The sequence below is a fragment of the Corynebacterium hindlerae genome (assembly GCF_014117265.1).
Classification (GTDB): Bacteria; Actinomycetota; Actinomycetes; order Mycobacteriales; family Mycobacteriaceae; genus Corynebacterium; species Corynebacterium hindlerae.
This window is the reverse complement of record NZ_CP059833.1, coordinates 743581-765398: the sequence shown is the minus strand read 5'-3', so window position 1 is coordinate 765398 and position 21818 is coordinate 743581. Positions and strand designations below refer to the sequence as shown.

Genomic DNA, 21818 nt, shown 5'->3' with positions numbered 1-21818 from the left:
GTGGACGTGTCAGACACCACTGTAGACGAAAAAAGCGCAATAACGTGGGAGTTACTGCGCTTTTGCTAGGGCGTGTTATGCGTTAGCGTGGCCGCCGTCGATAGCCCAATCGATGGCCTTCGTCAGCTTCTCCACATCCTGGGAGTCAATCGCCGGGAACATGCCGATGCGCAGCTGGTTGCGACCGAGCTTGCGGTACGGCTCGATGTCCACGATGCCGTTAGCGCGCAGCACCTTAGCGATTTTCGCGGCGTCGATAGCGTCATCGAAGTCAATCGTGCCCACGACCAGGGAACGCTTCGCAGGGTCCGTGACGAACGGGGTAGCGCCCTCGCGGGCCTCAGCCCACTTGTACAGGATGTCCGAAGAAGCAGTGGTGCGCTGCACCATGCCGTCCAGGCCACCATTGGCGTTCATCCACTTTACCTGGCTATCCATCATCAGCAGCGTGCCGACGGCCGGGGTGTTGTACGTCTGGTTCTTACGTGAATTGTCCACCGCAGTCTGCAGGTTCAGGAACGCTGGGATGAAGCGGTCAGAAGCATTGATCTTCTCGATGCGCTCAATGGCCTTCGGGCTCATCGCCGCGAACCACAAGCCACCGTCGGAGGCGAAGCACTTCTGTGGCGAGAAGTAGTAGACGTCAGTGTTCCGCATGTCCACTGGGAGGCCACCTGCGCCGGAGGTGGCATCGATAGCGATGAGGGCGTCGGTGCCAGCTGGACGCTCGACAGGAACCATCGCGCCGGTGGAGGTCTCATTGTGTGCCCAGCCGATGAGGTCAACGCCGTCGATTGCCTGTGGTGCAGGAGCGTCGCCCGGCTCAGCCTCAACGACGACCGGAGCTTCGAGCCACGGGGCCTGCTTGGAAGCCTTGGCGAACTTGGAGGAGAACTCGCCGAAGGACAGGTGGCCGGACTTCTTTTCGATCAGGCCAAAGGTTGCAGCATCCCAAAACGCGGTAGCGCCACCGAGGGACAAGATGATCTCGTAGCCCTCCGGCAGAGAGAAGAGCTCGCTCAGTCCCTCACGCAGGGAACCGACAACGTCCTTAACGGCTGCCTGGCGGTGGGAGGTGCCGATGATTCCGGAAGCGCCCTGGACAATGGCGTCGATCTGCTCAGAGCGGACCTTGGAAGGGCCACAGCCGAAACGGCCATCAGCTGGGAGAAGTTCTGCGGGCAGGGTAGGGAATTGATCGGTCATGGGCCAACCTTCTTTTCTTCTTCGGCGCGGTTAAAGAATGTCAACATTCTACCTGTAATAAATACAAAGGATTGAAAGTATGCAAAGATGGGGGTGACGTCAGCCGAGTTGTAACAATCGTTGCAACTACGCGGTTTTGTCTAGCTAAGTTTTTTTTAATGTGCAAAGTTTGTTAATGCTTCGACCTGGCTTGCAAATCATGCGAGGGGGTGGCTGGAGCGGAAACTAAAAATTTTGTTGGAGGCGTCACAGTTTTTGCTATTATGTGTGTTGTCCCACGGGGTTATGGTTGGTTGCCATAGTCCCGTGAGCCTAACGCGGTGGATTTTCTTGCTAAATTTCTTGCCGCAGTAGGTTCTAGGATTGCGCCCGCGCTACATTTGAGGTGACCTTGCAATATCCTAACGTTCTAATTGTGGAACAATGGTGCATATTGTGTAGGTCTGCCTAAGGTGCAATATGATGTGGCTCAAACGCACAGTGATCCAGTGCTGGTAAGCAAAAGTTTTCCAGCACATATGGTGAACTTAGAACGCCTAACACATGCGGCAAAAATTTAATAGCACTACCCGCTTACAGCAGGAGATCCCACCAGGGTTCCTGGACTGTGATAAATCGAAAGGGAAACTGTGGCTTCTGACAACAAAGAGAAGGCTGTACTCCACTACCCAGGTGGCGAGTTCGAAATGGACATTGCTCGCGCTTCCGAGGGTAACGACGGCATCGTCCTCGGCAAGATGCTTGCTGAGACCGGCCTGGTCACCTTCGACCCAGGCTACGTGAGCACCGGCTCCACCGAGTCCAAGATTACTTACATCGACGGCGAACAGGGCATCCTCCGCTACCGTGGCTACGCCATTGAAGACCTGGCAGCGAAGGCCACCTTCAACGAGGTTTCCTACCTGCTGATCCACGGCGAGCTGCCAACCCAGGAGCAGCTGTCCAAGTTTAACGACGAAGTCCGTCACCACACCCTTCTCGATGAAGACTTCAAGGCACAGTTCAGCGTGTTCCCACGCGACGCGCACCCAATGGCCGTGCTCGCATCTTCCCTGAACATTCTGTCCACCTACTACCAGGACACCCTCGACCCACTTAACGAGGATCACCTCCACAAGGCAACCATCCGCCTCATGGCAAAGGTGCCGATGCTGGCTGCATACGCACACCGCGCACGTCACGGTGAGCCATACATGTACCCAGACAACTCCCTCAACGCTCGCGAGAACTTCCTCCGCATGATGTTCGGCTTCCCAACCGAGCCATACGAGGTAGACCCACTGCACGTTAAGGCCCTGGACCAGCTGCTCATTCTGCACGCTGACCACGAGCAGAACTGCTCCACCTCCACCGTCCGCATGGTTGCCTCCGCACAGGCAAACATGTTCGTCTCCGTTGCAGCCGGCATCAATGCACTGTCCGGCCCACTGCACGGTGGCGCAAACCAGGCTGTTCTGGAAATGCTGGACGAGATCAAGGCCAACGGCGGCGACGCAACCGACTTCATGACCCGCGTGAAGAACAAGGAAAAGGGCGTCAAGCTCATGGGCTTCGGCCACCGCGTCTACCGCAACTACGACCCACGTGCTGCGATCATCAAGAAGACCGCTCACGAGCTGCTGGAGAAGGAAGGCAAGGACGAGCTGCTTGAGCTTGCCATGAACCTGGAGCAGATCGCGCTGGCAGATGACTACTTCATCTCCCGTAAGCTCTACCCGAACGTTGACTTCTACACCGGCCTGATCTACCGTGCCATGGGCTTCCCAACCGACTTCTTCACTGTGCTCTTCGCCATGGGTCGTCTCCCAGGCTGGATCGCACAGTACATCGAGCAGGTTTCCCAGCCAGGTGGCAAGATCTACCGTCCACGTCAGATCTACACCGGCGAGACCCTCCGCGAGTTCGTGCCACGCGACCAGCGCGGCTAAGACACACGCCGCAGCATAAAGCCAAACGCCTCCCAGTTACGTAAGATCGTGGAGAAGCGTTTGGCTTAACGCGTTTTATCCCCTTCACTAAAAGGAGAATCAAGACATCATGGAAAAGCCAGTAATCGCCCCACAGACCGGCCCAGCGCCAGAGGACCTGGTCATTGAAGACCTCATCGTCGGCGACGGCCCAGAAGCACAAGCCGGTGGCATGGTGGAAGTTCACTACGTTGGCGTGGACTTTGAAACCGGCGAGCAGTTCGACTCTTCCTGGGACCGTGGCCAGACCATTGAATTCCCACTCGCCGGCCTTATTGCCGGTTGGCAGGAAGGCATCCCAGGCATGAAGGTTGGCGGCCGCCGCCAGCTGACCATCCCACCAGAGGCAGCCTACGGCCCAGCAGGTGGCGGACACCCACTGTCCGGCCGCACCCTGGTGTTCGTGATCGACCTGGTCGGCACGCACTAAGCTTTTCGACGCAGTAAGGCGCACTACCTATTGCAGGAGCGCGCCTTTTTCGTCTGTCCTTGTTTCGGCGTCGGTAGAGTACGCACATGACGAGACACATTCCGCCACCAGTAGTTAGCGGACCGCCAAGAGCCCGAACTATTGGGGATAGGGGTAAGCCGAACAAATCGGCCAAGCTAAGCAAGATGCCGATACAAGTGACAGCTGCGAGAGTTAATTCTAGTTTTGACACTTTCCCTCCAGTTACTGAGACCAGCAGGCACCGCCTGGGAAAAGTTTAACGCCGTGTCCCCATGAATTGCAGAGACCAACGATTCCCGATTGGGTGGCCAAAGCGCCTGCAATAGCTCCAGCGAGCAAAGGACCTACGCCAGTTTAGGCAGTGAGTAGCGCTGCTATGGCCGCAACGCCAGCTCCAGAGCTGTATGCATTTTGAACTGCTGTTGCAGCGCAGCTGTCCAAAAGAATTGCAGGGGGAACTGCTTCGAAGCCATTGCGCCCTTCGCAGCTATTACGCAGAGCTGTCATTGTGGGTAGAACTTCAGATGCTTGCGACTGAATGGCTATGAGGTCGGATTCTGATGCTTTTACGGCCCAACCTTGCGAGGCAAGTGCTGCTGAATACTCACTCAGAATGTTGTTGTCGACCAGTGGATTGCTTTTGGCTGATTCGAAGTCCAATTCTTTGGATTTCGTGAATACGTATGGTTCGAGCTGCTCCAAGGTTTTTAAAACTTCTTCTACTGCAGGTGAGGTGCTCGCATGGTTATCGGAATGTAGGGAACCGGTGTTAGTCTCAACCGTAGTCTGTGCGAGTGTGGTCTTTGGACTGAGTAGCAATGGAAATGCCACAGATGCTACTAAGATTTTTTTAACGGACTCAATCGATGCTCCTTCTATGGGCTGTGGTGGAAGCGATTCCGGTGGGAACGCTTCGATTTAAATCTAGCTAACTGCAATGATTATCGATAGCATCTTTATCGAACTGTTACTTTTGGGAATGATGCACTAATGCCTGCCACTTGTTGTTATATTCCTACGCTAACGCAGCTGCTTTCACGGCCTTAGCCACGGCCGGCGCCACCCGCGGGTCGAGCGGGGACGGCACCACGTGTGTCGCGTCGAGGTTTTCCTTAGCGATTTCCGCGATAGCGCGGGAGGCGGCGAGCTTCATGGTCTGGGAAATCTCCGTGGCCCCCGCTTCCAGCGCGCCCTTAAAAATGCCGGGGAAGGCGAGCACGTTGTTGATCTGATTAGGCAGATCAGAGCGACCAGTGGCGACGACGGCGCCGTAGCGGGCTGCGAGTTCTGGCGCGATCTCCGGGGTCGGGTTCGCTAGCGAGAATAGGATCGGGTCAGGGGCCATGAGCTGCAGCTGCTCTTCATTGACGTGGCCACGGGAGAGGCCGATGAACACATCGGCGCCCAGCATAGCGGCCTCCAGTCCGCCGGTGATTCCCTCTGGGTTGGTGATGGCAGCTAGTTCCTGCTTGACCGTGTTCAGGGGCGAACGATCCTGGTGGATAATGCCCCGGGAATCCACCATCACGATATGGCGGACGCCGGCGGCGATGAGCATTTTGGCCGTCGCTACGCCTGCCGCTCCCGCACCGGTGATGACTACCTTGAGGTCGCTCAATGCGCGGTCGAGCAGCTCGCAGGCGTTGCGCAGCGCTGCGGTGATGACGATCGCGGTGCCGTGCTGGTCATCGTGCATGATGGGGATCTCGAGGGCTTTGATCAGGCGCCGTTCCAGTTCGAAGCAGCGGGGCGCAGAAATGTCCTCGAGGTTGATGGCGCCGAAAGAGGGGGCCAGGCGCACGATCGTATCGAAGAGTTCGTCGGTGTCGGTGGTGTCCAGGACAATCGGGATGGCGTTGAGCCCGGCGAAACGACCGAATAGCTGCGCTTTGCCTTCCATGACGGGGAGCGCGGCTGCAGGGCCGATGTCGCCGAGGCCGAGGACGGCGGTGCCGTCAGAAATGACCGCGACGTTTTTTCCCGCCCAGGTGTACTCGCGTGCCAGCGCGGGATCGTCGTGGATCGCCTCGCAGACCCGGGCTACGCCTGGGGTGTAGGCGATCGAAAGATCGCGGGTGGTTTCGAGGGGGCGAGTGGAAGAGATCGTCAGCTTGCCCCCGCGGTGCGTGTCAAAGATATCCTGGTCGCTGATCATTTCTTAATGCTACTGTAGCGTCGCTAACTTTTCGTAGTGTCGGAAACGCTTCTCTCGGCCAACTCGCTGCGGATTGTGATCCAGTTCCCATAAAGTGTGGCTGACGGTGGCCAAAACGCGGTCGATAAAGGCCTCCGGCTCGTCCGCGGCATCGCCAATCTCAGGGATGATAGCGTCCACAATTCCCGCCTTGAGCAGTGCGGATGCGGAAACATCCTGTTCTTCCATCATCTGTGGTGCGTGTTCTGTGTCACGGTAGATGATCGCGGACGCCCCTTCTGGGGGAAGCGGGGAGAGCCACGAGTTGCTTGCGGCCAGCACCCGATCCGATGGCAGCATCGCGAGCGCACCGCCGCCACAGCCCTGGCCAAGGATGATGGAGACAGTGGGTACATCCAATTCCACCAGTTCACCCAGGGTGCGCGCGATGGATCCGGCCATGCCATGTTCTTCTGCGTACTGGGACAGTTCTGCGCCAGGGGTGTCGATGATTGACACCAATGGCAGCTGGAGCTGGTGCGCGAGCGCAATGCCACGACGGGCCATGCGCAGTGCCTCGGTTCCCAGTGGGTGCTCACCCAGCGGCGGCTGCTGGTGGCGATCTTGCCCAATGAGTACCACAGGGCGGCCATCCAATTGGGCCAGGGCCACCGTCACAGCAGGGGAACGTCGGCCATCACCGCTGCCAGAAAGGTAAATGAGCTTCGCACGCAGCTTCGCGACGATATCCTGCACCCCAGGACGATCAGTACGCCGGGTCCGCTGGATGGCATCCCACACGCTCTCCGGCTCGTGAGGTTGCACCTCGGGAAGTGCGGGTTGCTGAGAAGGCACGGTGGATAGCAGAACCTCATTGATCTTCTTAACTGAGGCGCGTAGGTCCTTTGGAGAGACTACACCGTCGATAACACCACACCGGGCCAGGTTCTCGCCCGTCTGGACACCCTCCGGCATCGGGGTCCCCGTGGTGAGCTCCACCACTCGTGGCCCCAGGAAACCCAACAGTGCATCTGGTTCGGCGAAAGTGAAGTGACCTGCCGAACCCCACGAGGCCATCACGCCACCGGTCGTGGGGTTGCGCAGATAGACCAAGAAAGGAAGGTGCTGATCCTTATGGCGGTAAACGGCGGTGGTGATAGACACCATGAGTGCAAAAGCGGGGGTGCCTTCCTGCATGCGGGTGCCACCGGAGCTGGGGGAGATGAGAAGCGGTAGCTGCTGCGCGGTTGCGCGGTGGATGCCGTCGATAATGCGGCGTGCAGTGGCGGCACCGATGGAGCCGCCGAGGAAGCTGAATTCGCTGAGGATCGTCGCTACGCGACGGCCATCAATCGTCCCCTCACCAGTAATGACGGACTCATCCACGCCGCTTTTTTCCCGGGCCCGCTCGAGGGTGGCGCGGTAGTCGTCGGAAATGTCGCCGTACTCAGGAGGGGTGTCCCAACTGATGTAGGAACCTGGGTCGAGAACTTCGGTGATTAAGTCATGTGCGCTTGTGCGAGTCATGTCTTAAACGTAGCGAAACCCACACGTAGTTCGTGTGGGTTTCTTACTAATGGGGGTATTAATCCTCGTCGGGTTTGTTCCAGGCGAGAGCGAGCGCTGGATAGCCGCCCACAGTCAAGGTGGTCAGCAGGAGCAGGTAACCAGCGACGAGGTAGACGGAACGCGGACTTATTGCCAGGTCAGGAAGAACTGCCCCCAGGGCAATAAGGAAGAATGCAAGAGCTGCACCAAAGAAACCGTAGAGGCGGAATGCGAAAGAACGGTAGCCTTCCAGGCGCTCGAATTGGTACTCATCGAGTGCTTCCGGTGGGGCTTGGTCCTCGCAATCAATGGTGATGCGGATCATCGTCCAAAGTACAGCCAGAGCTCCGAGGCCGACGGTCAAGGTGAGCAGATAGAGGTTGGATGCCGGAATGAGTAGGACGCCCAGAGTAGTAAGGGCGGCGATGAGCACGTAGGCGTTCACCAGCATTCGGCGGCGTGCTTGGCTGCGCCAGCCAGGAAGCTGGCCTGCGGTGCGCTGTTGTTGCTTGCGGTATGTTTCGAGCTTCATGACTATTTCTCCTGGTAGATCTGCGTGGACATGGGGGTGAACTCCGTGCGGGAGAAGATGGCTTCGATGGGGAGCTGGAATGCCTCTGAAAGGTTCATTGCGAGGTCGAGGCTGGGGTAGTGGTCGCTTCGTTCCAATGCGCCGACCGTTTGAACGTTGACTCCGATGATCTCAGCAAGTTGGGCCCGGGAGAGCCCACGCTCGGTTCTGAGTAATCGGATCCGGTTAAATATTGGTTTTGTAGGTTTCTTTGCTGGGCTCATACTTTAAAGTGTTGTATAAACCCAACAAAATGTCAAGGTTGAGGGAGAAGTTTTTAGAAAGCCCCTGCACAACAGCGGTGGGGCGCGCTACATTGGCGATATGACAGACACCACCTATAACCCCATGATTGTTTTCCGCGACGGCACAGAATTCCCGCAAGTGGGATTTGGAACCTGGCAACTTTCACCAGAAGATGCGGAACGCTGCGTACGTCGCGCCATCGAAGTGGGCTACCGACACATTGACACCGCAGCCATTTACCAAAACGAAGAAGCAGTAGGGAAAGCGATCCGCGACGCCATCGCTGCTGGTGACGTCACCCGCGATGAAATCTTTGTTACCTCCAAGCTGTGGCACAACCAGCAGGGAGAGGACACTGCTACTGGCTTCCACCAGACCCTGGAACGCCTCGGCCTTGACTATCTTGACCTGTACCTCATCCACTGGCCCTGGGCGTCCGCAGACCGGTATGCCCAATCTTTCGAGAACATGGCAAAGATCCAGGGGATGGGCACTGTCCAGTCCATCGGTGTATCTAATTTTTACCCACAGGTGCTCGATGATCTGATCGAGCGCACCGGCGTGGTCCCGGTATGCAACCAAATTGAGTTGCACCCTGGCTTTTCCCAGCAGGAGCTGCGTGAGTATCACTCGAAACACAAAATTGTCACCTCAGCGTGGTCCCCGTTGGGGTCGGGAAAGATCATCGACCTTCCGGAAGTTACTGACATTGCAACGGAGACCGGCAAGACGAATGCGCAGGTTATCCTGCGGTGGAACCTGCAGCTCGGAAACATGGTGCTGCCACGTTCCAGTAATGACGAGCGGATCGCGGAAAACTTTGAGATCTTTGACTTTGAGTTATCCCCAGCCCAGATGGCGGTGCTGAGCGACCTTGATCGCAGCGAAGAACACGGTCGCCTGGGCGCTGCCCCAATGACCTTCCCAGAACCACTCGAGGAGAACAACTAGATGTCACACCTGAACAGCGCGATTGATGAGAAGGTCTTGGTCCTGACGATTGATCGCGATGAAAAGCGGAACGCACTCAACACCGAACTGTGCATGGATATCGCAGAATTAGTGGGTGAAATCACCCTGGACAATGAAGCGCCGATCCGCGCCGTACTCATTCGGGGTGAGGGCAGGGCCTTTTGCGCCGGGGCTGACCTCGGTAAGGAAGACGGGGGCGTCTACGGTGGTGGCTTCCTCACCAGCCTGCAGCACATGCTCACTTCCATCATGAACTGCCCAGTCCCGGTCATCGCGGATATTCAGGGACCGGCCGTCGGCGCCGGCGTGCAGCTTAGCCTCGCCTGTGACCTGCGGGTGGTGGGAGAAAAGGCCTGGTTCCAGGTGCCACCGGCGAAACTTGGGTTTGCCCTGGACAACTGGACTATTCGTCGTTGCGTGCAGCTGCTGGGTGGCTCAGTCACCCGTGGGGTGTTGCTGGCGGCGCAGAAAATGGATGCGCACGAAGCTCACAATGTTGGGTTTGTGCATCTGTTGGGGGACGCCGATGCTGCGCTCGAATACGCACACGAGGTGTCTCGAAACGCTCCACTATCCATGAAGCACCTGAAGAACGTCCTCAATGATGAAGGCTTCGGCTTTGACCTGTCGCCAATGCAACAACAGGACTATGAAGCGGCCTGGAACAGCGAAGATGCTAAAGAAGCGCGCCAGGCCCGCAGCGAAAAGCGAGCACCTGAGTTTAAGGCTCGCTAACCTGCACTAAAATTAGGTCACATGAGTTTTGTGACCTCCGAAAACGGTTTGACCAGCGCAGAAGTAGCTCAGCGACGCGAACAAGGCGCAGTCAATCACGTGGTACGCAAAACGGGGCGCACAGTCAGTGAGATTGTGCGCTCTAATGTGTTCACCCGCATCAATGCCATCCTGGCGATCCTCTTCGCCATCGTGATGGTCACCGGAAGTTGGATCAACGGCGCATTCGGACTGTTGATCATCGCGAACTCCAGCATCGGCATCATCCAAGAGCTCCGCGCGAAACGCACCCTCGACCGCTTGACCATTTTGGGGGAAAGCAAGCCGCGCGTGCTTCGCGACGGCACCACCACAGAAATCTCACAGAGCGACATTGTGCTCGACGACCTTATCGAGGTCGGCTCGGGGGAGCAGATTTTGGTGGACGGCGTCGTTAAGCAGGCTAACGAGCTGAAAGTGGACGAATCGATGCTCAGCGGAGAATCGGACCCGGTGCGGAAGAAGGCTGGCGACGAGGTTCTTTCCGGGTCGTTCGTTGTCGCTGGTGATGGCACGTTTCAGGCGACGCGGATCGGGGAAGATTCCTATGCTGCGAAGCTGGTCGCAGAGGCGGGGGAGTTTCGGCTTACGGATTCGGAGCTGCAAAAGGGCATCGACAAGATCCTGAAAATCATTGGATGGCTGCTGATTCCCACGGGCGCGCTGACAATCTGGACTCAGCTGTGGCGCACGGGCGCACCGGTGAAGGAAGCGATCCTGGCGATGGTTGCGGCGCTCGTACCCATGGTCCCGGAGGGGCTGGTCCTCATGACGTCGATTGCGTTTGCCGTGGGTGTGGTCCGGCTGGGACGTCGGAAAGCGCTGGTCAACGAGCTAACTGCGATTGAGTCCTTGGCGCGCGTGGACACCGTCTGCGTGGATAAGACGGGCACGCTGACGGAAAATCGGATGGAGCTGCTGAAGATTCAGCCGTTGGGGGAGACGGATGTGCAGCCCGTACTACGCGCGATGGTGGCGGCGGATAAGCACCCGAACGACACAATGCAGGCCATCGCTGCGGGCCTGGATGACGGAGAAACTCCGCAGCTGGTGCGGGTGGAGCCCTTTGATTCCGCCCGGAAATGGTCCGGCGTGGACCTGGGGGAGCGCGGCAAATGGGTGTTGGGCGCGCCCGAGGTGCTGTGCGATGAGGACGCGGTGCTCCATGCGGTGGCTGGCCAGCTAGACCAGGGGCTGCGGGTGCTGCTCGTGGCGCAGGTCGCTGAGTTCAGGGATCGGCCGACACCGCAGGCCATGGTGATTTTGCAGCAGAAACTACGCCCGGACGCTCGGGAGACTCTGGAGTACTTTGCTCACGAAGACGTCACGGTGAAGGTGATTTCGGGTGACAACGCGGTGTCGGTGTCGGCTGTGGCGCGTCAGGTGGGGATCGAAGGGGAAGCCATGGACGCTCGCGACCTCACCTCGGACACCATGGGGGAGCAGGTGGCGAAGGCACGGATTTTTGGTCGGGTGAAGCCGGATCAAAAGCGCGCCATGGTGGTAGCGATGCAGGCGGAGGGCCACACGGTGGCGATGACCGGCGATGGCGTCAATGACGTGTTGGCGCTCAAGGCCGCCGATATTGGCGTGGCAATGGGGGCGGGAGCTCCGGCAAGTAGGTCGGTGGCGCAGGTGGTGCTGCTGGACAACACCTTTGCGACGCTCCCGCACGTCGTTGCGGAGGGCCGCCGAGTGATCGGGAACATTGAGCGGGTAGCTAACCTGTTTTTGACCAAGACAATCTACTCTGTGGTGGTTGCGTTTGTGCTGGGTGTGGCGGGACTTACGTATCCCTTCCAGCCGATTCACGTGACCATGATTGGCTGGTTCACGATCGGAATTCCGGCGTTCGTGCTCTCGCTTGCACCGAATACGGAGCGTGCGCGTCCAGGGTTTGTGCGGCGCGTGTTGTGGCTGGCGATTCCGTTTGGTGTGCTGATTGCGCTGTTCACCATGGGTTTTTGGTTCGCGCACTATCCGGCGGAGTTTGGGGGAGTGGAGCATCGTCAGGTGGCGACGGCGACGCTAGCCGTGCTGCTCATCATGGCGATGTGGGTGCTCGGCGTGGTCGCGCGGCCGTGGCGCTGGTGGAAGGTGCTTCTCATCGGGGCGGGCGTTTTGGGGTATGTGGTGATTTTTTCGGTGCCGGTGCTTCAGCGGTGGTTGCTGTTGGACTCTGCTAACGTGCCACTGCTTATCGACGCCATCCTCACGGGCCTCGTGGGCGCGGCAGCGATCGAGGGGACTCGATGGCTGTCTCGGTGGGTGGACAATCGGCGTCGCTAGCGCAACACAAAGTTGGCTTTTGTGTCGGTTGCAAAGCCTTAGATCGCAATGAGTTAAACATTAACAACATTTGCAGACTTGCTTCAGTTTTCCATGTGGGGGTGCTTGGCAAATCGCCATTAGTCCAGCTAGGTGGCAAAGTCGGGGGTGCTCACTTAGCTAATTGGCAAATTCTTTAGTCATCAACTTCACAATTGCAATGTGAGCTGGGTAACTTTTCATGCATGCGGAATTTGTGACTGGTTGCACACTGCCAAGCCAGTTAATCTCTGGTCACTCCCGTAGCCCTTTTAAGTTGAAAATGAGAATTCGAGAGGACTTCCACGATGAGCACTGGTACACACGCCCCGCTCACGCGTCGTGAGCCTACGGCCGCGGAATTTCGCGCGATGCAGACGAGCCAACAGTTTAAGGAACTGCGCTCCACTTTCCGCAACTTTACCTTCCCTATGTCGGTGGCCTTCTTCGTGTGGTTTATCGGCTACGTATTGGTAGCTACCTACATGCCGGAAGCAATGGCAACCAAGGTGGTGGGTGAGGTTAACCTCGGCATCATTTTGGGTCTGCTCCAGTTTGTGACCACATTCTTGATCACCTGGATTTACATCAAGTATGCCAACAAGAACATTGAGCCGCGCGCTGCCGCGATTCGCCAAGAAATGGAAGGGTAGGTAGGCGACCATGAATACCACTGCGATCCTTGCCGCCGAAGGTAATACCGGCAACCCAATCCTTAATATCTCCGTCTTCATCATCTTTATCGTGGTCACCATGGGTATCGTGATGCGCGCAGGTAAGAAGACCTCCGAGGCATCCGACTTCTACACCGGTGGTGCGTCCTTTAGCGGTACCCAGAATGGTCTGGCTATCGCGGGGGACTACCTCTCGGCCGCGTCCTTCCTCGGTATCGTCGGCGCGATCGCGCTGACGGGTTACGACGGATTCCTTTACTCCATCGGATTCTTCGTCGCGTGGCTGGTGGCGCTGCTGCTGGTGGCAGAGCCACTGCGTAACGTGGGTAAGTTCACCATGGCGGACGTGCTGTCCTTCCGCTTGCGTCAGAAGCCAGTGCGTCTGGCCGCGGCGATGGGCACATTGTTCGTGTCCCTGTTCTACCTGATTGCCCAGATGGCAGGCGCGGGCTCGCTGGTGGCCGTGCTGCTGGACCTGCATGGTAAGACCGAGCAGGCCATCGTCGTGGCGGTCGTGGGCGTCATCATGATTGCCTACGTGCTGATCGGTGGTATGAAGGGCACCACTTACGTCCAGATGATTAAGGCTGTGTTGCTGGTCGGTACTGTCGTGATCATGACCGCACTCGTGTTCTTCGCAGTCAAGGGTGGTCTGTCTGAGCTGTTCTCCAAGGCTGTGCAGGCTCACAACGGCAATGAGGCGCTGCTCAAGCCGGGCATGAAGTACGGCAAGACGGAGATTTCCAAGCTTGACTTCGTCTCCCTGGGCCTCGCCCTGGTGCTCGGTACCGCGGGTCTGCCACACGTTCTGATGCGTTTCTACACCGTGCCTACCGCTAAGGAAGCACGTAAGTCTGTGACCTGGGCAATTATCCTCATCGGTTCCTTCTACCTGATGACCCTGGTCCTCGGATACGGCGCAGCCGCCCTGGTTGGTCCGGACGTCATTAAGAAGGCTCCTGGTGGTGCGAACGCAGCAGCTCCATTGCTGGCACTGGAACTCGGCGGTTCCTTCTTCATGGCCATCATTTCCGCAATCGCCTTCGCTACAGTTCTTGCTGTGGTGGCTGGCCTGGCAATTACCGCCTCTGCTTCCGTTGCGCACGACGTCTACCACTCCATCATCCGTAACGGTCAGTCCACGGAAGAGGAGCAGGTCCGCGTCTCCCGCATCACCGTGGTGGTGATCGGTGTCGCTGCAATCATCCTCGGCATCCTGGCGATGAGCCAGAACGTGGCCTTCCTGGTGGCGCTGGCGTTCGCTATCGCAGCATCCGCTAACCTGCCTACCATCCTGTACTCCCTGTACTGGAAGAAGTTCAACACCACCGGTGCTGTGGTCGGTATCTACGCCGGCCTGGTGTCCGCCCTGGTCCTGATCATCTTCTCCCCAGCGGTGTCCGGTAGCGCGACCTCGATGTTCCCAGATGCGAACTTCGCTTGGTTCCCACTGGCGAACCCAGGCATCGTCTCCATCCCGATGGGCTTCCTCGGTGGTATTGTCGGCAGCCTGCTGGGTAAGCCAGACAACCTCGATGACCTGCAGGCCGAGATGGAAGTTCGTTCCCTCACCGGTGTTGGCGTGGAGGCTCCGGTCGACCACTAAGATCGGATCTCGACGTTAACTAGCCCGCACTTAAGTTTCGCGCTTGGGTGCGGGCTAAGATCATTTTTCGTGGCTAGTCGTATGTTTGAAGTGTTCCGCTGGACAGTGTCATTGTCCGCAGTGGCGGGACTCATCGGGGGAACGTTGGCGGTGAAAGATTGGTCGCAGCCTGAGCCTCCTGAGCCCACGGTAGTGGCGAAGACTGAGGCACAAGCCGATTACATCGCGGTGGAGCAGCTGGATAACTTTCGGGACTTTCCCGGTGGCTCGCAGATGACGCTCGTGAAGCTTCGCACTGGCGAGCATGTTGGAAGCGCCACGGAACGCTTTCCCCGCCCGGCGCTCAGCCTGGCGAAGCTGTATCTAGCCGACTACGTCTTCGAGCACGGCGATGACAACGACCGTGACAAAGCACGCGAGATGATTGAGCGGTCCAGTGACTCCTTGGCCTATGAGCTGATTGAAAAGTACCCGGAAGCGATCTCAGCCACCGCCCGCAAGTATGGGCTGTGGTCCACACGGGCGGGCGAAACATGGGGGTTGAGCACGACCTCGACATACGACGTGGTGAAATTCGTCCAGGCCAAGTTAGAGCAAGACCCCACATCGCCGGTGCTGGAGGCCATGAAGGCGAGCGCCGCTATCGCTGCAGATGGCTATGGGCAGGACTACGGCACTGCAAAGCTCCCCGGGGCGCAAGGAACAAAGTGGGGATGGTCCAACTGGTACGACCTCCACTCCTCGGTGACGTTCGGGGAGGATTTCGTGGCGGCCGCCGCGGTGTATGGTTCCGCGAGCGACCTCACGGCGCTGGTGAAGCGCTATATGGAGCCGGAATTAATGCGATAATCCCTGGGCTTTGTTGATGAGCTGGACGGCGTCGTTAAGCTGCTGCTGGCTCGGCAGTGGAATGTCGGCGGGAAGCAGGTAAGAGAGCGGGTTGGCTGCTGCGGGTCCGTAGCCCGGCTTCCACTGACCCCAGTCGTGGGCGTAGACGTTGTTGATATCCACCTCGATGCCATCGATCGTGTCTTTCAGGCCGGCCTTTTGGTGGATGGTGGTGAGTGGGTGGATGCGCCCCTCGGAGCCCCAGTCGTGCATCCAGAAGTACTCGCCGAGCCCGTCCTTGGAGGCCCACTCAATGACGTTGTAGTTGCCGTATACGCCTAGCTTGAGGTTCGCGGCGGCCAGTGCGGTTTTGAAGGCGGTGAGGTAGGGGCGGATTTGGCCGTCGTACTGGGCGCGGGTGGGGTTGTCGTCGATGGCGACATAGATCGGGCGACCAGCGGGGCCGCCGGCGGCGGAGTGTAGGGAGATGGCCTTGGGGGCGTGCGTTGCGGCGCCGGCAGCGCCCTGGAGCCAATCGGCGGTCTCGGCGCGACCGAACTGGTACACAGACGCGACTTCCAGCCCGGCGTCGGCATACGCCGTGGCTTCCTCTTTACGAACCGGCTTGCCCTTCATCCACTCGGCGCCAGGGCGACGCTCCGACACGTAGCGCACCGCGCCGAGGTGCCCCTTCGCCTTCACGTCCTTCGCGTTCGGCACGCCAGCGGAGTAGTCAATCACGGTGCCGATCGGTGCGCCCAGGGCATGCGCCTGAGGCAGCTTAACGACGCCCCCTAACGCAATCGGGGCGGCCGCCGCAAGGGCGGAAGCCTTGAGAGTTGCTTGCAGGAAAGCGCGACGGGACAAATGCTGAGACATGACACTCCAGGGGTTTTAGTGAACTCGCGAGTTGAGTTCTAACACTTCAGTCACAATATCAACAATGGTGGGGGAGCGCTAGGGAGATGGAGGGCATAAAAAAGGGGGCTCTCGTACAACTGCCTTACCTCAGCCGTCTCGCTTCTCCATCCAAGCGTCCTCACTGTCGAAACGAGATTTCCTCACCAGAAACTACCGCTGCCTGAACAGGGCGAATATAGGGCACCCGAAAGTTTCTCGACAATGGTTATCTTTCAGCTCAGGGTTAGGATATTTTCATGGACAGCACAGAGTTTTCATTAACGTACGATGGTGAGCGGCTTCATGCCGAACCGATGTCTGCGAAAACTCTCGCACCTGTCCTTGCCGCCACTGCCCAGTTATTCGAGATTATTCACCGCCAATACGACGTTTTCGATGACCACGTCCCGCAGGTGAGAGTTCGACGAGCAGAGCCTGGGTCATTCACTGTCCTCTTTGAACTGACCATGGTCAACATAGACGATGTTGTTGATTTTCTCACCACAAGAGAAGTTCAAGCTGCTGCTACCTTAGCCGGCATTGGTACACCGTTAGTCGGCATGTTCATGAAGGTGATCGACCGCTTCAAGAATAAGGGGAATGAGAAGGTCGAAGACATTTCTTCCAAGGAGCATGCAGAAGATCAACGACTTCAGGCTCTTTGTGACAGTCTCGCCAAACAGAAGGTTGTTCACCGGCAGGTCAAAGAAATCGTCAAACCAGTAACTGCAGAGGGAGTAGACACGGTTGCGATTGAGTCTCCGGTCGTAGAGGCGCCTATTGAAGTTGACAAACAGCAAGCCACCGCAATTGTTGAATCCTTTGAAGAAGATGAAGATGTTTCAGTCTCAATCGAAGAATGGATTGTTCGCGTAGCAACTCCTCATCTGGATAATCCACTCGCTCGCAAGTGGCGTTTGCTAAGGGATGAGGATGATTACTCTTTCATGGCAAAGATGCTCGATGCTGATTTTGCTGAAGACGTTTTACAGGACAATGTAGACGTAAAACACGGATCCAGATTTAAGGCGAAGATCCACGCTGAGTCCAGAATTGAGAATGGCAAAGCGGTCCGACCTCAATACCAAGTGTTGAGAATGGTCCCTTTGGATTCGGGTCCGGATGAGCAGTATGAGCTGAATCTTGGCGGAAGCGATAGCGAATAGCGGTTGCTCCTAGTTCATTGTTGCTTAGGATGCCTATTCTTGATTTTGGGTACTGAAATGACCGCTCTGGAATCGATCAGCCTTTCCCAAAAGCCATTTGACGACCCAAACCTATGGCCGATACGCTCAAAAGCGGTTCATGTAACAACCGGCAGTTAGGAAGCAATTGTGATGTCACCAGAGACCGCCAACCTCGTCCTCAACAGAGACAGAAACATCAGCCCCATCACCCTCGAAGCCTGCGAAACCATCGCCTCCCTCAACTACGAATACGCCGTCGAGCTCCGCATCTCAGAAAAACACTGGGCACGAGTGTCCCGTTGGAAAGACTCCATGTACCAGCTGGATCCTGAACTCATCACCAATGAGAACCCGTGGCGTATCGTCCGCCGTCTTGTTGGCGGTGAAGATGTCATTGAATGGGGCAAAGTAGCTTAGAGCCCCTGGCTATAGAAGAACCTCCTGACTGTTACTTGCCAGGAGGTTTCTTTGTGTCTTTATACAGCTCGCAGCTTCGTCGGCTTTCCTGCAATAAGGCTTGCTGCAGCAATAACATCGCTGCGGGAGTACTTAGGACGATACGACGCGTAACAGTCGAGTCTCGCAATACCCGTGACTGCTGAAATTAGCTCATCAGCCAGTCCCTGCTGAATGAGCTCAATGATGCGCGTGGTACGAAGCCTGCGCAGCGACGGGACTGCGCTCGTGTCTTCACCAAGCTCAGCTAACCAGTTACTCAGCCGCGAGCGTACGTCGCGAGCCATGCGACCTGGGCACACAAGGAACGCGTCTGGGTCTCCTACAGCTGCGTCAGCGACTATCTCAGCGTAATCATCTGCGACAGGAACTATCCGTGACGAGGTTCCGGCGAAAACAACGTCTCCCTCGATCAACACATCCTTTACGCGAAGAGCCTTGATCTAGTTCGTTTTCAGCGCAGCGCCATAAGCCAAAGCGAAAACCAACAGCCTGTTGTCTCTTTTCGTTGAGCTTCTCGCTGCAGTGGTCCACGTCAGCAGCTTCTCAATCTCAGCTGGGCTGTAGGGCTTTTCAGGTTCGTAGTCAGGATGAACTGGTCTTCTTTGTGGTAGCGAGCCATTCAGGATTCGAGCGGCGAGTTTCATGGTGCTGTGGTGTGCCTTTCGCGTCTGCACCGTACCGTCGAAATTCATATAGTGCCTCTCGATAACGTACTCATCGAGCAGCACCCCTCGTTCAAGCGGAAGTCCGTGGCAATAGCAGTAGAGCACATGTCGAGTGATAGCAGCGCGAACATGCTCCAGGTTAGTCTCTGGTCGTTTCGTTACTACCTCAGCTGCGAGGTCGCATATGACAGGGCCAATCGCTTTCCATGTCAAGGAATCGACGGTGTGCGGGCGGCGAGAGAAGATTTCATCTGGTTTCATCGTTACCCGCCAGAAGCGTCAACGTCTCCAAGTTCTCCGGTGCTCGTGGATATCCAGGCCACATCAGATAATCGAGGCTAATGTCGTCAATCGCTTCGAAAGCTAAAGGTGCAGCACTCGGGTCAAGAACAGCAATACGGGTAGGTGTGGTCACCAGAATCCCGTCTCTAGTGAAGTGGAAGTCGCTGCGCCGGACGTACACGGCTTCTGCACTGGTAAGTCCTGCTGCCTGAATCAGCATATGATTCCAGCGGCCGTCACCGAACTCGGCTCCCTCATCAGCCAATTTTTCATAGTCAAAATGTTCTATGAAAAGAGGCTATCGACGCTGACAAGTGTGCTCGGGAAGATTGTCGCGAGGAGAGACAACGGACCTACTGACACTGGGTAAAGAGGTGAAGACGTGTCGGCCACTAGCTCAAGGAGACAAGGGCGGATTCAAAATCGCTTGGGGTCGTGGCCTTCAGGAAGTGCGTTTCAGTGCGTAGAAAGGCCGTGAAGCTCGTTTCCAGGAACACATGGACACGAACAACTCCTGAGACAGTAACAACGTCTACATGCGCGTCATCGTCGCCTGCTTCAACATAGTTCCAACTGCACAGCGTCTCGTGGCGAGAAATAGCTGAGTCGAGAAAATTCGAAAGAGAGAAATGGTTCATACATAGGTTAGATGCAGCTGTGGTCGGATCGGTTCCCGTAAAACAGGACACAGTAAAGCCCGGCGCGCCAGAAACACTGAAACGCGTTGGAGACTCTCTGCGACTACGAACCCTCAACCGAGTGTGACCTATCTACCTTTTCGCGTGTTCAACTGCGAAGAAACACCACTGACGTCTACCATTTTTAGGCATGTCTGACGCTGATGTATCACTTCCAGAAATGACCATTGACTTGTTCCGAGAAGCCGCAGGAGACTTTGCCGACACTCTCAAAGACCTCCCATTTCCAGAGCTCTACGGCTCCTCCGACGGCAAGGCAGTAGGCACTCGAATCGAGGCAATGTTCAAAGCATTTCTGGAAAGGCGCTACAGTGTGACCACCGGCAATGCAGCAAAGGGTCTTGACTTCCCAACAATTAACACCGACCTCAAGGTCACCTCACTGCGACAGCCACAATCCAGCTGTCCATTCAAAGACGCCAAGCAGAAGATCTACGGACTCGGCTACAACCTCATGATCATCGTCTACACCAAGAACGATGACATCGAACAGCAAGCATCGTTCTTCACCATTCACAACGTGATCTTCGTAGACAAGTCCCGCACAGCCGACTACACCCTGACACGCCAGCTGCGCGAGATCATCGATAATGCCGAAGACCCAGAACTGGCAGTTGAAGACATTGACGCAATTCTGCAGGACAAGAATGTCCCTCTGGACGAAACATCTCGCTACCAGCTAGCACAGCAAATCGTCATCGACCCTCCAGAACAGGGCTATCTCACCATCTCCAACGCTTTGCAGTGGCGACTACAGTACAAACGAGTCATTGATGTAGCGACCAAGAAGATCGTTGACGAGGTACTGGATCTTAAGCATGGCGAATAATGAATTTGGTGATTTCCAAACACCACTGCCACTGGCACAACGCTGCTTGGAAGTCCTCGGATTTCCCACTGACACGCCTGCCCAGGTTCTTGAACCAACCTGCGGTGTAGGTTCCTTTCTACACGCTGCACAGACCTTGAACCCACAGTCGGATCGTTACGGGCTAGAGATCAACGAAGACTACGTCAAACAAGCACAGCAGTTCGCAAATGTGCGCCAGACGAACATCTTCACCTTTGATCTTCGCGGTTTGGAATGGAATGACACACCTGTCTTCGTCATTGGTAATCCACCGTGGGTAACCGCGTCCGAACTCCAACGTATGGGCTCAGAGAACCTGCCGAAGAAAGAGAATTTCAAGGGCGTCCGAGGAATCGACGCGATGCTCGGTGGCTCAAACTTCGACGTGTGCGAGTACATTATCCTCAAATGTCTCAATGAGCTCAGCTCAGACAAGTTCACACTTGGCATGCTGTGCAAGACGCAGGTGGCGAGGAACGTACTGGTTCAAGCCCACAAGGTTGGCATTCCATTGTCTTCGTCGGCGATCTATCCAATTGACGCCATAAAGCATTTTGGAGCTGCTGTCGATGCTTGTTGGTTCACGGCTGTCGTGGATCCACAGACTCCTGCCTCCTATGTGGCAGACATCTACACCAGCATCGATGACACTGCGGAAGCGGTACGCCGTTTCGGAATAGTTGACGGTGTTCTCGTCTCCGATGTAGACGCTTATGTAGACACCAAGGCCGGGGATGGAACTTGTCCTTTCGAGTGGCGCTCAGGACTCAAGCACGACGCATCGAAGGTATTCGAGCTCAAGGCCACACCTGCACCTATCACCAAAGACGGTGAGCCAGTGGATGTAGAGGACAAGCACCTGTTCCCACTACTCAAGGGCACCGACATTTTCCGTGGCCGACACACTGTCTTGTCAAAATGGGTCATCGTTCCGCAGATGCACTTTGGCGAAGAGACCAAGCACCTCGAACACACCGCCCCGAAACTCTGGGAGTACCTGACGAAACATGCTGAAGCACTCGACGGCAGGAAATCTTCGATCTACCGGAACCGTCCACGATTTAGCGTATTTGGACATGGTGAGTACACGTTCGCACCGTTCAAGGTCGCATGTTCCGGCATGCACAAGGACGCAAAATTCCAGCTCATTGCACCAATCGAAGGAAAGCCTGTTGTTCTCGACGACATCAGCTACTTCCTGCCTTTCGAGGATGGAACCGAGGCTGCGATGGCAACGGCAATTCTTCGCAGTCACGAATGTCAGAAACTTATTTCGTCTCTCGTATTCTGGGACTCCAAGCGACCATTGAACAAGAAGCTCTTAGCTCGAATCGACCTGTTCAACCTGCCGTGCGACCGAGATGAGATTCACCTCGTAGCACAGGAAATTGCAGCAGAAGCGGGCATTGCATTTGATCCTGCAAAGGCTGAATCCTTCTATCCTGACGAAGCTGGTGCTGACGAAGGAATGTTGTTCTAACAGGTCACAGCTG

At 56.6% G+C, this 21818-nt stretch carries 23 protein-coding genes; 12 read left to right on the top strand and 11 right to left on the bottom strand.

From position 1 onward, the window contains the following. Positions 1-75 precede the first annotated feature (75 nt). Positions 76-1206 carry a phosphoserine transaminase gene (gene serC, locus HW450_RS03745; RefSeq protein WP_182386674.1) on the bottom strand — a complete coding sequence of 377 codons (1131 nt, stop codon included), beginning with the start codon at positions 1204-1206 and terminating at the stop codon, positions 76-78. 629 nt (positions 1207-1835) lie between these two features. On the opposite strand from serC, the gene HW450_RS03740 reads away from it, so the two are divergent. Both HW450_RS03740 and fkpA read left to right on the top strand, forming a co-directional pair. Beyond that, positions 1836-3134 (top strand): citrate synthase, encoded by a 1299-nt coding sequence (locus HW450_RS03740; protein WP_182386673.1) that lies wholly within the window; start codon positions 1836-1838, stop codon positions 3132-3134. A 109-nt stretch (positions 3135-3243) separates the two neighbouring features. After that, positions 3244-3603 (top strand): FKBP-type peptidyl-prolyl cis-trans isomerase FkpA, encoded by a 360-nt coding sequence (gene fkpA / locus HW450_RS03735; protein ID WP_182386672.1) that lies wholly within the window; start codon positions 3244-3246, stop codon positions 3601-3603. Between the two features lie 375 nt (positions 3604-3978). On the opposite strand, the gene HW450_RS03730 is transcribed toward fkpA, so the two are convergent. The 5 genes from HW450_RS03730 to HW450_RS03710 all read right to left on the bottom strand — a co-directional run bounded on the left by HW450_RS03730 (position 3979) and on the right by HW450_RS03710 (position 8101). After that, entirely contained in the window at positions 3979-4455 is a 477-nt protein-coding gene (locus HW450_RS03730; RefSeq protein WP_182386671.1) for a hypothetical protein, read from the bottom strand. A 184-nt stretch (positions 4456-4639) separates the two neighbouring features. Beyond that, positions 4640-5779 (bottom strand): NAD(P)-dependent malic enzyme, encoded by a 1140-nt coding sequence (locus tag HW450_RS03725; protein WP_182386670.1) that lies wholly within the window; start codon positions 5777-5779, stop codon positions 4640-4642. Positions 5780-5788: 9 nt separating this feature from the next. Beyond that, positions 5789-7285 (bottom strand): carboxyl transferase domain-containing protein, encoded by a 1497-nt coding sequence (locus HW450_RS03720; RefSeq protein WP_182386669.1) that lies wholly within the window; start codon positions 7283-7285, stop codon positions 5789-5791. A gap of 58 nt (positions 7286-7343) precedes the next feature. Continuing rightward, the gene (locus HW450_RS03715) at positions 7344-7838 is read right to left on the bottom strand and encodes a hypothetical protein (RefSeq protein WP_182386668.1); all 495 of its coding nucleotides are present in this window, start codon (positions 7836-7838) and stop codon (positions 7344-7346) included. 2 nt (positions 7839-7840) lie between these two features. Continuing rightward, positions 7841-8101, bottom strand: coding sequence for a helix-turn-helix transcriptional regulator (locus tag HW450_RS03710; protein WP_182386667.1), 261 nt, complete (start codon positions 8099-8101; stop codon positions 7841-7843). Positions 8102-8201: 100 nt separating this feature from the next. On the opposite strand from HW450_RS03710, the gene HW450_RS03705 reads away from it, so the two are divergent. The 6 genes from HW450_RS03705 to HW450_RS03680 all read left to right on the top strand — a co-directional run bounded on the left by HW450_RS03705 (position 8202) and on the right by HW450_RS03680 (position 15305). Then, positions 8202-9074, top strand: a complete 873-nt coding sequence (locus HW450_RS03705) for an aldo/keto reductase (RefSeq protein ID WP_182386666.1) — start codon at positions 8202-8204, stop codon at positions 9072-9074. Then, complete coding sequence (locus HW450_RS03700) at positions 9075-9830, top strand: enoyl-CoA hydratase (RefSeq protein ID WP_182386665.1); 756 nt, start codon at positions 9075-9077, stop codon at positions 9828-9830. It abuts the gene before it with no gap. A gap of 21 nt (positions 9831-9851) precedes the next feature. Then, entirely contained in the window at positions 9852-12158 is a 2307-nt protein-coding gene (locus tag HW450_RS03695; RefSeq protein WP_182386664.1) for an HAD-IC family P-type ATPase, read from the top strand. A gap of 326 nt (positions 12159-12484) precedes the next feature. Further along, positions 12485-12829: a DUF485 domain-containing protein gene (locus tag HW450_RS03690; RefSeq protein WP_182386663.1), complete on the top strand. Its 345-nt coding sequence runs from the start codon at positions 12485-12487 to the stop codon at positions 12827-12829. A 10-nt stretch (positions 12830-12839) separates the two neighbouring features. Continuing rightward, positions 12840-14456, top strand: coding sequence for a solute symporter family protein (locus HW450_RS03685; RefSeq protein WP_182386662.1), 1617 nt, complete (start codon positions 12840-12842; stop codon positions 14454-14456). 69 nt (positions 14457-14525) lie between these two features. After that, positions 14526-15305 (top strand): hypothetical protein, encoded by a 780-nt coding sequence (locus HW450_RS03680; protein ID WP_232843317.1) that lies wholly within the window; start codon positions 14526-14528, stop codon positions 15303-15305. Here HW450_RS03680 and HW450_RS03675 read toward each other — a convergent pair. Then, positions 15294-16163: a DUF1906 domain-containing protein gene (locus HW450_RS03675; protein WP_182386661.1), complete on the bottom strand. Its 870-nt coding sequence runs from the start codon at positions 16161-16163 to the stop codon at positions 15294-15296. The two genes, HW450_RS03680 and HW450_RS03675, sit on opposite strands and share 12 nt — an antisense overlap. A 278-nt stretch (positions 16164-16441) precedes the next feature. Here HW450_RS03675 and HW450_RS03670 point away from each other — a divergent pair, with 278 nt between their 5' ends. Together HW450_RS03670 and HW450_RS03665 are read left to right on the top strand one after the other, a co-directional pair. Next, complete coding sequence (locus tag HW450_RS03670) at positions 16442-17350, top strand: hypothetical protein (RefSeq protein ID WP_182386660.1); 909 nt, start codon at positions 16442-16444, stop codon at positions 17348-17350. A gap of 171 nt (positions 17351-17521) precedes the next feature. Then, positions 17522-17788: a hypothetical protein gene (locus HW450_RS03665; protein WP_182386659.1), complete on the top strand. Its 267-nt coding sequence runs from the start codon at positions 17522-17524 to the stop codon at positions 17786-17788. A 59-nt stretch (positions 17789-17847) separates the two neighbouring features. On the opposite strand, the gene HW450_RS03660 is transcribed toward HW450_RS03665, so the two are convergent. From HW450_RS03660 to HW450_RS12955, 4 genes are all read right to left on the bottom strand, one after another. Beyond that, positions 17848-18246 carry a hypothetical protein gene (locus HW450_RS03660; RefSeq protein ID WP_182386658.1) on the bottom strand — a complete coding sequence of 133 codons (399 nt, stop codon included), beginning with the start codon at positions 18244-18246 and terminating at the stop codon, positions 17848-17850. A gap of 24 nt (positions 18247-18270) precedes the next feature. After that, entirely contained in the window at positions 18271-18756 is a 486-nt protein-coding gene (locus tag HW450_RS03655; protein ID WP_182386657.1) for a hypothetical protein, read from the bottom strand. Beyond that, the gene (locus HW450_RS03650) at positions 18743-19042 is read right to left on the bottom strand and encodes a hypothetical protein (RefSeq protein ID WP_182386656.1); all 300 of its coding nucleotides are present in this window, start codon (positions 19040-19042) and stop codon (positions 18743-18745) included. The genes HW450_RS03655 and HW450_RS03650 overlap by 14 nt, the downstream gene beginning before the upstream one ends. 127 nt (positions 19043-19169) lie before the next feature. Next, a complete protein-coding gene (locus HW450_RS12955) occupies positions 19170-19415 on the bottom strand; it encodes a hypothetical protein (RefSeq protein WP_220463905.1) in 246 nt (81 codons plus the stop codon). A 190-nt stretch (positions 19416-19605) separates the two neighbouring features. Here HW450_RS12955 and HW450_RS03645 point away from each other — a divergent pair, with 190 nt between their 5' ends. Further along, a complete protein-coding gene (locus tag HW450_RS03645; RefSeq protein ID WP_220463904.1) occupies positions 19606-20304 on the top strand; it encodes a type II restriction-modification system restriction endonuclease in 699 nt (232 codons plus the stop codon). Beyond that, positions 20294-21805, top strand: a complete 1512-nt coding sequence (locus HW450_RS03640) for a class I SAM-dependent methyltransferase (RefSeq protein WP_182386655.1) — start codon at positions 20294-20296, stop codon at positions 21803-21805. The genes HW450_RS03645 and HW450_RS03640 overlap by 11 nt, the downstream gene beginning before the upstream one ends. Positions 21806-21818 lie beyond the last annotated feature (13 nt).